This window comes from Peribacillus sp. FW305-BF15 (genome assembly GCF_058783805.1).
The window spans coordinates 90209-102464 of sequence record NZ_JBYSYV010000003.1; the positions used below are offsets into that span (position 1 = coordinate 90209).

Annotated in this window: 9 protein-coding genes; 1 reads left to right on the forward strand and 8 read right to left on the reverse strand. The window is 42.6% G+C overall.

Translation table 11 applies throughout. The features are described from left to right. Positions 1 to 456 precede the first annotated feature (456 nt). The 7 genes from AC3WLU_RS03745 to ssb form a co-directional block, all read right to left on the reverse strand. Complete coding sequence (locus AC3WLU_RS03745) at positions 457 to 4194, reverse strand: S8 family serine peptidase (RefSeq protein WP_492596843.1); 3738 nt, start codon at positions 4192 to 4194, stop codon at positions 457 to 459. A 207-nt stretch (positions 4195 to 4401) separates the two neighbouring features. Next, the gene (locus AC3WLU_RS03750; protein ID WP_492596844.1) at positions 4402 to 5304 is read right to left on the reverse strand and encodes an ABC transporter permease; all 903 of its coding nucleotides are present in this window, start codon (positions 5302 to 5304) and stop codon (positions 4402 to 4404) included. A 12-nt stretch (positions 5305 to 5316) separates the two neighbouring features. Beyond that, positions 5317 to 6321 carry an ABC transporter permease gene (locus AC3WLU_RS03755; protein WP_034316217.1) on the reverse strand — a complete coding sequence of 335 codons (1005 nt, stop codon included), beginning with the start codon at positions 6319 to 6321 and terminating at the stop codon, positions 5317 to 5319. A 114-nt stretch (positions 6322 to 6435) separates the two neighbouring features. Then, positions 6436 to 8052, reverse strand: a complete 1617-nt coding sequence (locus AC3WLU_RS03760; RefSeq protein WP_413007816.1) for an ABC transporter substrate-binding protein — start codon at positions 8050 to 8052, stop codon at positions 6436 to 6438. A 42-nt stretch (positions 8053 to 8094) separates the two neighbouring features. Beyond that, positions 8095 to 9063, reverse strand: coding sequence for an ABC transporter ATP-binding protein (locus AC3WLU_RS03765; protein WP_057278171.1), 969 nt, complete (start codon positions 9061 to 9063; stop codon positions 8095 to 8097). After that, the gene (locus AC3WLU_RS03770; RefSeq protein ID WP_413004816.1) at positions 9044 to 10048 is read right to left on the reverse strand and encodes an ABC transporter ATP-binding protein; all 1005 of its coding nucleotides are present in this window, start codon (positions 10046 to 10048) and stop codon (positions 9044 to 9046) included. Before AC3WLU_RS03770 ends, AC3WLU_RS03765 begins: the two co-directional genes overlap by 20 nt. A 445-nt stretch (positions 10049 to 10493) precedes the next feature. Continuing rightward, complete coding sequence (ssb, locus tag AC3WLU_RS03775; RefSeq protein ID WP_413004817.1) at positions 10494 to 10856, reverse strand: single-stranded DNA-binding protein; 363 nt, start codon at positions 10854 to 10856, stop codon at positions 10494 to 10496. A gap of 358 nt (positions 10857 to 11214) precedes the next feature. Between ssb and AC3WLU_RS03780 the strand changes: the two genes are divergently transcribed. Continuing rightward, positions 11215 to 11649: a YwpF family protein gene (locus tag AC3WLU_RS03780; RefSeq protein ID WP_034315749.1), complete on the forward strand. Its 435-nt coding sequence runs from the start codon at positions 11215 to 11217 to the stop codon at positions 11647 to 11649. A 113-nt stretch (positions 11650 to 11762) separates the two neighbouring features. Here the strand turns inward: AC3WLU_RS03780 and AC3WLU_RS03785 are convergent, their stop codons facing one another. Beyond that, positions 11763 to 12086, reverse strand: a complete 324-nt coding sequence (locus tag AC3WLU_RS03785; protein ID WP_283929660.1) for a hypothetical protein — start codon at positions 12084 to 12086, stop codon at positions 11763 to 11765. Between the last annotated feature and the right edge of the window lie 170 nt (positions 12087 to 12256).

Sequence of the window (12256 nt, forward strand, 5' to 3'; positions counted from 1 at the left end):
TTGGGTAAGAGGGCTTAGACTATAGAACAACTCGATAATAATTGATTTTGCCTACAGTTTTTTTGAGGGTTAGTACAATTGAAACGTTGATTTCCACTCCAGGCACTCGCTTTCCGCGGGCGGTCGGGGAGCCTCCTCGGCTTGCGCCTGCGGGGTCTCCCTTGGACACGCTTTTCCCGCAGGAGTCCCGTACCTTTCGTTTCAATCAACTGGTATTTTTTTCAAAAGCATACTGTAGGCTTCGTACAAAAGGAGCTTCGAAATGGATTAACCCGAACCATGAAGAAAGGAAGAATTGTTTATCCTCCATTAATTTTTACCTTTTCATATGAAATGAAATCCTCATTAGCTAGAAGAAATCACTGGAACTTATTAAGAAAAAACTGTAGGCAAACTCGCTTTCTTCGTATTTGTCCACAAAAAACAGCCCTCTTGAATAAGAGGGCTGCGTTTCGTTTATTTTTTTGCTTTATTGATGTTAAAGGATTTTTTCGATTCATTTCCTGCAAGATCGGTCACCTTAAATTCAATCTTGTTGTTGCCAGTCTTAAGCGGCAGTTCCAAATCCTCTATCTTTTTCTTATAGGAACGCATTTTGTATGGTTCCTTGAATTCATGATAGAATATTTCACTTCCGTTCAGGTAAAGGCGGATTTCATCGAAATTATCTTCTACCGTCACGTCCACTTTTGGATTTTTGCCTTTGAATCCCACAGTTTCCGGTACGCCTTTAACTTTTAAACCCGGCTTTGTTGCATCGACCATTATCGTCCTTTTAAAGGAAACCGTGTTATCCCATTTATCGGTTGCTTTAACGGTGAAGCTTTGGACACCATCTTCGAATTTCTTTTCATATGAGAATTCATATTTTTTATTCGTTTTGTTATACGTTGCAGGTACCGTTTTATTGTCGATTTTAAATTCCTTTATTTCCGACGCTTCTTCAATTTCTCCTGTTATTTTGATTTTATTTTTATTGTTCACGCTCAAGGCTTCAGGACTCTTGATCTTTACAGCTGGTGCATGATTATCGATTGGAGCCGAATCACCGGCCAATTCGGTTTCAGCCGTTTTCTCATTACCTGCATAGTCGATTGCCACAACCTGAACCTTTTCCCCTTTTACATCAGGTAGGGTGAATTGTTTAGCATTCGCCCGGAGCGGCTCTTCCATGATGGATGCTCCATCGACTTGTACATCGTAATAAGCAAGCCCTGAACCATTCAAATTATCCTTACCTTGGATGGTTAAAACATTGCCCTTTTTCGAAATCTTGACCGTCGGCTTTACCGTATCGATTTTGATTGGCATTTTAACCGTCTGCCATTTTGCACCCTCGTAATCTATCATCGCTTTGATTTCAAAATAATAGACCCCATCCTTAGCGAGTGCATTATTGATTTTACCGTCCCATTTACGGGCCGGATCCAGCGTGTATGCGGTCCCTAGTCCGCCATCATAATAGTCCTTGCGTACATTATTCTCTGTGCGAAGTTTCCGGACTGATTTGTTTTCACCATTCAATATATTGTATTCTACCTTTTTCGCATTCCTTAAGAATGATAGGACAGGCACGAAGTCATCCTGTGCACCATCGCCATTTGGGGAAATCGCGATATTTTTGCCATTGAATGTTTTCCCCGCAGGGTCATAGCCAAGATACGTGAAATCTTCACCTGCTGTTGATACTCCCCCTGCCATGCCATAGAAAGATTCTTTGTCATATTTGGTGCCATCCAGGATTGGGGCCTTGTCCCATTCCCCTTTAAATCCTACATACGGTACATTCAGTTCCGGATTCGAATCGGCTGGATCCTTCAATGAGATGAACCCTTCAACAAAATAGCCGTTTGGAAACACCTTGTCAATATCTACAAGAGTTTGAAGGTCATCACCAAGTACCTTTGCGTCGGATATGTCCACTTTCACTTCGAATGTAATCGATTTTTTTGCAGGAACGGTAATCTTATTTGCATTTTTATTATTGATTTTAATCGTAGCGTTCTTAATTTCCTGTGCTTCCAGCACGTTAGCGGAATAGCCCAGTTGTCCCTGGATTGCATAGTCTGTTTGAATATTTCCTTTTACATCATACTTGACTGCTTTGTTGCTGAAGTTTTCAACCTTTAAAGTAAAGGCGAACTTATTGCCGACCTCCTTCATGGCAACCTTCGCTTCTTTCGTGAATGCCTCGGTCACGACTGCAGGTGTTGACAATGCGGATTGCAGCTGCATGACCCCGGCTCCCTGCCTGCGAGGCGAGTAAGGATTTTTCCAGTCAAGTGCCTTATTGACGACCCCCTGATCCGTTAATGGTTTTGATGTATTCATCATCAGGTTCTTCGCTAAATTAGCCCGGGCCGAGCCTTCTAATTTAAAGTCTTTATCCACTCTTTCCAGAACCAGTGCCGAGCCGCCGGAAACATGCGGCGCCGCCATCGAAGTACCACTCATCATTCCATATTCATCATTGTTCAGCGTTGAATAAATTTGTCCGCCCGGAGCGGTGATTTCCGGTTTGAAATCCAAGTTCGGTGCGACTCCCCATGAACTGAATGAGCTCATTTTCCCTGCTTCTGGATTTACAGCTTTTGTTTTATCACCATTAAAGGTAATCATCACCTTTTCGCCATCCGCTAAGGCCGCTTTCAGCTTTGCACCATCCGATTTCAACATGAACAGCTGGGGAATGGTGATGCTTGGATCTGTAGCCATGGAAATATATCCGTCAGCATTATTGTAAATTATGACTCCTGTCGCTCCTGCTGCCTGGGCATTTTGCGCCTTTTCTATAAAAGAAAGCGTGCCGCGCTCGATGAGGGCGAACTTGCCTTTAACATCCACTTTGGAAATCTCCTCTGGCGTCCCAAGACCAGCGGCCACCAATTCATGTGATTTATCCTTCAAGGCATTGGGATGCACGCTTGAAGCCGACATGAATGGAGCTTTTCCTGCTTGACCGTTTATTTCATAAGTCGCTGCATCCAAATCCATATAATTATTCTCTACCGATGCCACTTGTACAGAATCGTAAGCAAGTCCAGGTGAACCTGAAACGCCAATGTCCGGGTTCGAGGCTGATGGGTTGGCAAATCCATTTCCAAAGTGTGCCGAGTTTCCTGCTGAAATCGACATGAGGATCCCATTATCAACAGCTCTGGATACCGCCTGCTGCTCCGGATCGTCTGCCGATACAAAGCCTGCAGTGGAGCCAAGGCTCATATTCAGCACATCCGCCCCAAGAATGATGGCATCGTCAATCGCCTTAATGTATATATCGCCCCATGTTGTCTGCATGTCGGGATCATTTCCGAAGACCTTTAATGCAAGCAGCTGGGCTTCAGGAGCAACCCCTTTAATGCCGCCATTCTCTTCATCTCCATTGGCTCCGGCCGTACCTGCCACATGCATCCCATGCATGGAAGCCTCTTCACCAAGGTCAAGGATTTCTTCATTTTCATCCATGTAATTGTATCCATAAGGAACCTTGGCCGTATAGTAATTGCCTAATAGATGGCTGGATTCCTTCATCGCGCTGATTTCACTTTCAGTCAGTTCAGCCTTATTCTCGTCGTTCAGGACCATATCACGGTGAGATGGGTCGATTCCAGTATCAATAATCCCGACGACCATCCCTTCCCCTTTATATCCATATTCCCGCCATGCTTCCTGGGCTTGGACAAGCTCTTTGCTATATAGCATTTCGGGTTTTTCTGCAGGACGTTCATATTCATTCGCTATATGTACTTCAGCAACTTCAGGCATGGCTTCCACCTTTTTGATCTCACCATACTGAAGTTCACCGCTGAATCCATTGACGACTGTCGTAAAACTCTCAAGTTCCTTGAAAGCTATTTTTTTCTCTTTCACCTTTTTTTTCAATTTCTTCTGAGTAGCTAGCTTTTCAGACTTTAATTGTTGTTTCTTATTTTTTGATAATTGTTTAAAAAGCTTTCCTTCTTTCGAAGCGGTTTCTATTGCCGGGGCTTCCTTCATCTCTACGATGACCCTGACCTTCTCATTGCTTTTGTATTTCTTCACCATGTCATTTTTCTTCAGCTTTATAATGCTTTCCTGATTCTTCTTACCTGCACCGCCCGAGCCTGTCGGGGGATCTGGGAGCTTGGCTGCGGAAACGCTTGCAGTAAATACTAATAGAAAGATTGCTAGAATGGACAAGCTACGTTTGATCAATGAACTTTCCTCCTCTAAAATAAACAATTTTTGGAATATTCTTACTGAGTATAAAAGTATCACAACTTTTGGGGTGATTTTAAGGGGTAATAGTCACTATTTTCCTATTTAGAACTAGGATTTTTTTATTATTTTTCATATTTTGTTAGATTTACAGGATAAACGGCAAAAAGATGGTGATGTTAAACTAACATCACCCTTTTACTTCTAGTTTTTCATTCTTGGATCCAAGGCATCACGCAGCCCATCCCCCATTAGGTTAAAGCCGAGTACCGTAAGCATGATCGCAAGTCCAGGGAAGAGAACCGTCCATGGCGCTTGAATGATGAACCCCCTGGAATCGGCGAGCATTTTCCCCCACTCTGGTGCTGGCGGCTGTGCACCGAGACCGAGAAAGCCGAGTGCTGCGCACTCAATGATGGCTGTTGCAATCGCCAAGGTACCTTGAACAATAATCGGTGCAAGGCTATTCGGAAGGACGTGGTGAAGGAGAATGCGGCCATCCCCCATTCCAATTGCCTTTGCAGCCGTTACATATTCCTCTTCTTTCACCGTTAAGACCCGTGATCGTAAAAGCCGGCCGAATATCGGGACATTGACGATGGCGATGGCAATAAGTGCGTTGCGAAGGGAGGGCCCCAAAACGGCAACGACAGCAATGGCAAGCAAGATACTAGGAAAGGCCAGAATAATATCAAAGATCCTCGATATGATCGTATCTATCCACCTGCCGTAATAACCGGCAATGATTCCCAAAAAAGACCCAACTACAACAGATCCGGCAACAGATAAGAAGCCGACCCCTATTGAAATGCGTGAGCCATAAATGACCCTGCTCAAAATATCCCGGCCAAATTCATCCGTTCCGAACCAATGCTCCGCAGACGGGGCCAAATGTTTATCACTTAGCTTTTGCCCATCAAATGAATAGGGTGCTATAACGGGCGCGAAGATGGCGATTAAGATGAAAAATGAAACAATCCCCAGACCCACGATGGCTACCTTGTTTTTCCTAAAGCTTTTCCAGCCTTCCTTCCAGGGAGAGATGACTTTTTCCTCTGCCTCTTTTGGAGGAAGGATTGGCGGAGTATTCGTTGCTATTTCAGGCATGAGTTTCCCTCCCTATTTATACTTAATCCTAGGATCGATCGCTGCGTACAACAAGTCCACAACTAGATTAATCATGACAAACAAAAAGGCGATGACGAGAATTCCGGACTGTATCACCGGATAATCCCGAGATAGGATTGCATCATAAATATAAGTACCGATACCTGGCCATCCAAAAATGTTTTCCGTTAAAATGGCGCCGCCTAAAAGTAATCCTGTCTGCAGACCGATAACCGTCACCACTGGAATCAAGGCATTCTTAAAGGAATGCTTGTAAACAACCCAAAACATTTTCATTCCTTTAGCACGAGCCGTACGAATGAAATCCGATCTCATGACTTCCAACATGGACGAACGTGTCATCCTTGCAATAATCGCCATCGGAATGGTAGCAAGCGCTATCCCCGGCAAAATGAGATGCTTGATCACCTCGAAAAACTGATCAACCCTGCCAGCCATGAGTGTATCTATCAAATACAGGCCGGTTATGGCCTCAACAGGATCCCTGATATTGTCCCGCCCTGTCGTCGGAAGTAAATCCCATTGAATTGAAATGATGTATTGCTCCATTAATCCCAGCCAGAAAATAGGCATGGACAAACCAATCAACGCAATCACCATGGCGACATAATCAAACCATGAGTTTTGAAACCAAGCTGATACTATCCCTGCATTCACGCCTATGACCACGGCGATGATCATCGCGATCAAGGCCAGTTCTATCGTGGCCATCAAGTATGGTCCAATTTCTTCCGAAACCGGACTATTCGTTTTTAACGAAACACCCAGGTCCCCCTTTAACAGGCCTGATAAGTAATCCCAAAATTGAATGAACCAAGGTTTATCCAGGCCAAGTTCCTTTGTCATCGCAGCGACTGCCTCTTCCGTTGCTTGCTGCCCTAAAATCACCTGTGCTGGATTACCAGGAATCGCCCGAATCATCATGAATACAATAAATGCCATTCCGAGAAGTACTGGAATGAGAGATCCTAAACGTCGTACGGTATAGGAAAACATAACAATCACCCTCCTTTAGCATAAGGGTCCTTTGAGCGCCCTCAATTCTTTTGAAATGCATTCCATAACAAAACCGGGAAGCATGCAAGACTACATACTACCCGGTTCTTACGGTTAATTTTCTAAAGAAACGTTAATAAGGGATTGCGAACCAGTTGGATGTGGAACAAACCCTTTGACTGTCTTGGATCCGGCTAGCTGCGGTAATGAGTGGACAAGTGGAACCCATGGTGCTTCATCATGGATGATTTCCTGGGCTTTTCCATATAACTCATTACGCTTGGCTTCATCTGCCGTGGACTGGGCTTCGATCAGCAGTTCATGGACTTCATCATTTGCATAACGGGAATAATTATTTGAGCCGATATTATCTTTATCCAATAAGGCATAAAGGAAGTTATCTGCATCTCCATTATCGCCTGTCCAGCCTAGCATGAAGGATTGAGCCTCCCCAGCCTGCACTTTCTCTAAATATGCAGCCCATTCGTATGAAACGATATTTGCCTCGATACCAACCTGCTTTAAGCTCGCTTGAATGGCCTCGGCCACTTTTTGACCATCTGGCATATACGGGCGTGGTACTGGCATTGCCCATAGATCCATTTTAAATCCTTTTTCATATCCGGCCTTTTTCAGAAGTTCTTTCGCTTTTTCGACATCGTAATCATAGTCTTCAATGTTGTCATTGTATCCAGAAACGGATGGTGGCATAGGATTCTTGGCAGGCTCCGCCGTGCCTTCGAAAAAGTTATCAATGATTTCTTTTTTGTTAATTAGGTGAGAGATAGCTTGGCGTACTTCCTTATTGTCGAATGGTGCTTTTTCAACATTGAATGCAAAGTAGCCGACATTCATGGAAGGACGTTCGAATAACTGCAGTTTGTCATCTCCTGTAACTTTGCTGATATCGCTTGGGTTCAAACCGTCCATCAGGTCGATTTCACCTTTGATTACAGCATTTAAACGTGCAGAGTTATCTTTAATGACCTTAAACGTGACTCCATCAAGTTTAGGCAGTCCATCTTGCCAATAGTCATCGTTTTTCACCACTTCAATCGTATCGCCAGGTTTCCATGATTTGAACTTGAAAGGACCTGTACCAGATGGATTTTTAGTGAAGTCGTCACCCTCTTTTTCAATTCCATCAGGACTGGCTATAGCAAATGTAGGCATGGCAAGGTTTTTCAGGAACGGCGCCTGCGGACGGTTCAAAGTGAATTCCACCGTGCTCGCATCGATCGCTTTTACTTCTTTGATAACATGACCTTCATCGCCTTCAAATCCTCCGAACATGGAGGCATAGTACGCAAATTTCCCTTCATCCTTACTTTTTGCCCATCGTTGAAAGTTTTTTACGACCGCATCTGCATTGAAATCCGTACCATCATGGAACTTGATTCCGGTTTCCAATTTGAATGTGTATGTTTTCGCGTCATCGGACACTTCCCATGACTTTGCAAGACCCGGTTTGATTTCCGTATCATCTTCCCCATATTTCACAAGCGTTTCAAAAATCTGCTGAGTGACGATGAATGATTCCCCATCGGTTACGATAGCTGGGTCAAGACCGACAGCATCTCCGCCTTTACCGTATATCAATACGCCGCCCTTCGCTTCACTCGATCCCCCTTTACCATCATCTTTCTCTTTTGATGTAGACGAGGAGCATCCCGCAAGCGCCAGCGAAAGAGCCAGGATACCAGTCAGCAACAATGCCAATGTTTTCTTCATATTCTTCCCCCTTATTATTTGCGAATTTATGTATACGTCGTGTCAATTGTATAGATGACAAGCAACGTAGTGACCAGGTTTATGTTCAGTCAGGATTGGCTTGTCCGTATTGCATTCTGCCATCGCCTTCGGACATCTCGTATGGAATGGACAGCCGCTGGGCGGGTTTGATGGGCTTGGAACATCTCCCTGCAGGATTACCCTATCCCCCTTATATTCCACATCCGGAATGGGCACGGCCGATAATAAAGCCTGTGTATATGGGTGAAGCGGATTTTCATAAAGCCCTTCACTTTCCGTCAATTCAACAATATGTCCAAGATACATGACACCGACACGGTCGGAGATATGCCTTACCACTCCAAGATCATGAGCAATGAACAAGTAGGTCAAATCAAAATCTTCCTGCAAATCCTGCAACAGATTCAAGACCTGGGCCTGAATCGACACATCCAGTGCAGATACCGGCTCATCTGCAATGATCAGTTTGGGATTGACTGCAAGTGCCCTCGCGATGCCAATACGCTGCCGCTGGCCCCCGCTGAATTGATGCGGATACCTTTTAGCATGGTAACTGCTTAGGCCAACGACCTTAAGAAGTTCCTGTACACGGGCCTTTCGCGCCTTTTTATCTTTAACCCCGTGGACGATGAGCGGTTCTTCCAAAATTTTTTCAATAGTATGCCTGGGATTGAGGGAGGCGAATGGGTCCTGGAAAACCATCTGCATCTCACGGCGCATCTTTCTCATTTCACTGGAAGATAAAGCTGTCAGGTCCTTTCCTTCGAAATAAACATTGCCCTCGCTCGGCTCAAGCAATCGAAGCAATAACCTTCCCGTCGTGGATTTTCCGCAACCGCTTTCACCGACAAGCCCCAAGGTTTCCCCTTTATAAATGGAAAAAGACAAACCATCAACTGCCTTGACCTCTCCAATGGTCTTTCCCAGAACCCCTCCTTTTATCGGAAAATGCTTCTTTAGGTTTTCTACCTTAACCAATGTTTGATTCATGCAAGGAAGCTCCTTTCCCATCTTCATAAAGCCAGCAGCGAACATGCTGACCCTCATCGAATTCCAGTAGAGACGGGGTCTCATTTATACATTGCTCCATGGCATGGGAGCAGCGGGGGGCAAACTGGCACCCGAGGTTGCTTGTCCCAGGTTTTGGCACATTACCCGGTATCGAGTAAAGGCGCTCTTTCTTTATTCGCATATCGGGAATCGACTGAAGTAAACCGACCGTGTAAGGATGCTTAGGGTTTTGGAAAATCGTTTGCACATTTCCTTCCTCTATCACCTTGCCGGCATACATGACAATGACACGTTCACACATTTGCGCCACTACCCCAAGATCATGAGTAATCATCATGATTGCCGTGTCTGTTTCTTTATTTAAATTCTTCATTAATTCCAGGATTTGTGCCTGGATCGTCACATCCAAAGCCGTTGTCGGTTCATCGGCTATAAGGAGTTTAGGCTCACAAATCATGGCCATTGCTATCATGACCCTTTGTCTCATTCCGCCAGAAAGCTGATGCGGATACTCTTTGAGCAATTCCTCGGCACGGCCAAGCCCAACCAACTTCAACATTTCCACCGCTCTTTTTCGTGCCTGCCTTTTATTCCATTTTTTATGTATCCGAAGCGTCTCGACCAACTGCTCGCCAATAGTGAACACGGGATTCAAGCTTGTCATCGGTTCCTGAAATATCATCGCTATATCATTTCCGCGAATTTTTCTCATTTTCGCTTCAGAGGCATTTGCGATGTTTTCTCCTTTAAAAAGGATTTCCCCCTCCACCTTACCAGCCGGTGAAGAAACAAGACCCATGATGGACAGAGAAGTTACGCTTTTTCCGCATCCCGATTCTCCTACAATCCCTAAAACCTCACCAGGATTGACATGAAAATCGATTGAATTCACGACAGGGATCACCCCATCGTCCGTACGAAAACTGGTTCGAAGCCCATTAACCTTAATAATTGGTTCGTCCATCAAATCACTTCCTATATATAACTTATTTTCCATTATATTATTGGGTTTATTATTGCATCAAAATTAAAATATTACAATATATTTTCTAAAAATTCTAATTTAACAGAATTATTTTTTACTTTTTTCTATTTACACACATTTTGGCACAAAAAAAAGACTGCTTATTTGCAGTCTTTTCAAGGGGGAAATCATATAACTCAATTTTTTTGAGGGTAAATCGGGGTTTACTGCGGAGAAAAAGCTATATTAGCTTTGGGGAATGAATGGATGAAGAAAAATTCTATATGCTACTGCCGAGTTTCATAAAAAATCCCTGTAATTCTTTGCATTGGTTATTCATTATGGTCATATAAATACTTTTTTGTGTATCGAATTTAAATCTTGCATTTTCTTAGAAACACAATTCTTTGTTAAGCAAGCTAGCATGCCCAACCTTCACGTAACACTATAAACCAATATGTTCAAAATCCTTGGGCTTTCCATCATTTTGTTTAGTTCCGATGAATTGAACCCTCTCGGAGACCACTTCAGTTACATATACATATTTACCCTCCTGATTTTCGTATCTCCTTGTTTGTATTCTGCCAGTTATGCCGATTATGGCTCCTTTTTTACAATATTGAGCAGTATTTTCAGCCGACTTTTTCCATATGATACACTGTACAAAGTCTGCCTCATAGTTACCGACAGGATTACGGAAGTTCCGGTTGACTGCTAATGTGATATTGGATACAGCCTTGCCATCAGGTGTGTATCTTAATTCTGGATCCTTCGTAAGCCTGCCGACGAGGGTAACTTGGTTAATCATTGTTTCACTCCTTCCTCTTTAATTATTTTAATCATACGCTTTCTTCCATCGATTAAAAAATGGAGGAAATGATTTTATTACACCATTTTTCTTCATAAAAAGTCGTTTGGATTGGTGCAAAAACATTTTTTAGTGATTAAAATCAGGTAAAAAACGAATAGTTAACAAAATTAAATATTTTGCAAATTTTTATTCCATCCTTCATAATTTAGACAAATGTTGGGTTTTCATTTCATTAAGAGACTTTTTTTTAGTATGATATAATTACCTTTAAAAGGATTAATCGATATGTACCCTTTAAAAATTACGTTTAAGAGAGGTAATCGCCGCTCTTTCTTGCAAGAAACGGAGGAATTAGATGAAATCATTCAAATTGATCTCGTTGCAAATTGTTACTGAAAATTTAAACTTGATTGATATTGCATTAACAGATGGATTGATCATAAATAAAGAAAACGATGCTAGATCATGGTTACTGGAAGCCTTTGTAGAAGAAAAACATTTCAAAGAGCTTGAACCCTCACTTCCCGATATAGACGGAGAGGTGTATATCCAGGCAGTCATTACCAAAAAGGACAATGAACCGGCTTTGTTTCAAACTGTTTTACGTACAATAAGAAAAGTGGGCAATCATTATAGCCTTTTATTTGTTGGTCACATCCAAAAAACACGGAGCAAATATGCAGAACTCCTTCTTGAAGATTTGGTCCAAAAAGGTCTCGTCGGCGATGAACTTATAAAAGAGTTCAAGCAAAAAATCCGCTCAAAGCCTAAATTAGCAACTAATAAATAAAACCCTTCCCTTAATTTCCATCCCCAAATCAAATGCACATAAAAAAGACTGACTTAGACGGATAAGGATATTAATCCTTTTTTGCCTAAGCAGTCTTTCTCATTCTGTGCTAATTACTTATTTTTGTCGTCATTTTTATCATCGTCTTTAATCAAGTCATCTGCATCATCATCGACGTTATTATCGTTATTATCGTCGTTATCAAGGATGTCATCATCGTTGTCGTTGTCGTTATCAAGCACGCCATCATCGTTATCGTTGTTATCATCTGTACCGTTGTTATCATTTACACCATTGTCATTGTTATCATCTTCTATGATGTTGTTATCATCTTCTGGTGCGGGATTTTTATCATTATCATCATTATTTCCACATCCAGCAAGGAACATAATAGATAATAAAGATCCCCCAAGTAGTGCAAAAATTTTCTTCATCATTTTTGGCAACCTCCCTTCTTTCTTTATCATTAGGTATTTTGCCCGAATATGAAAATAACTTGCGTCCTATTTTAAATTTAAAAAGAAAATCTGCTATTTGGAATTAAACATAAAAAAATGCCGGACATAAAAATGTCCGGCATTCAAAGGGAGAATAGAAAGATCTAAAA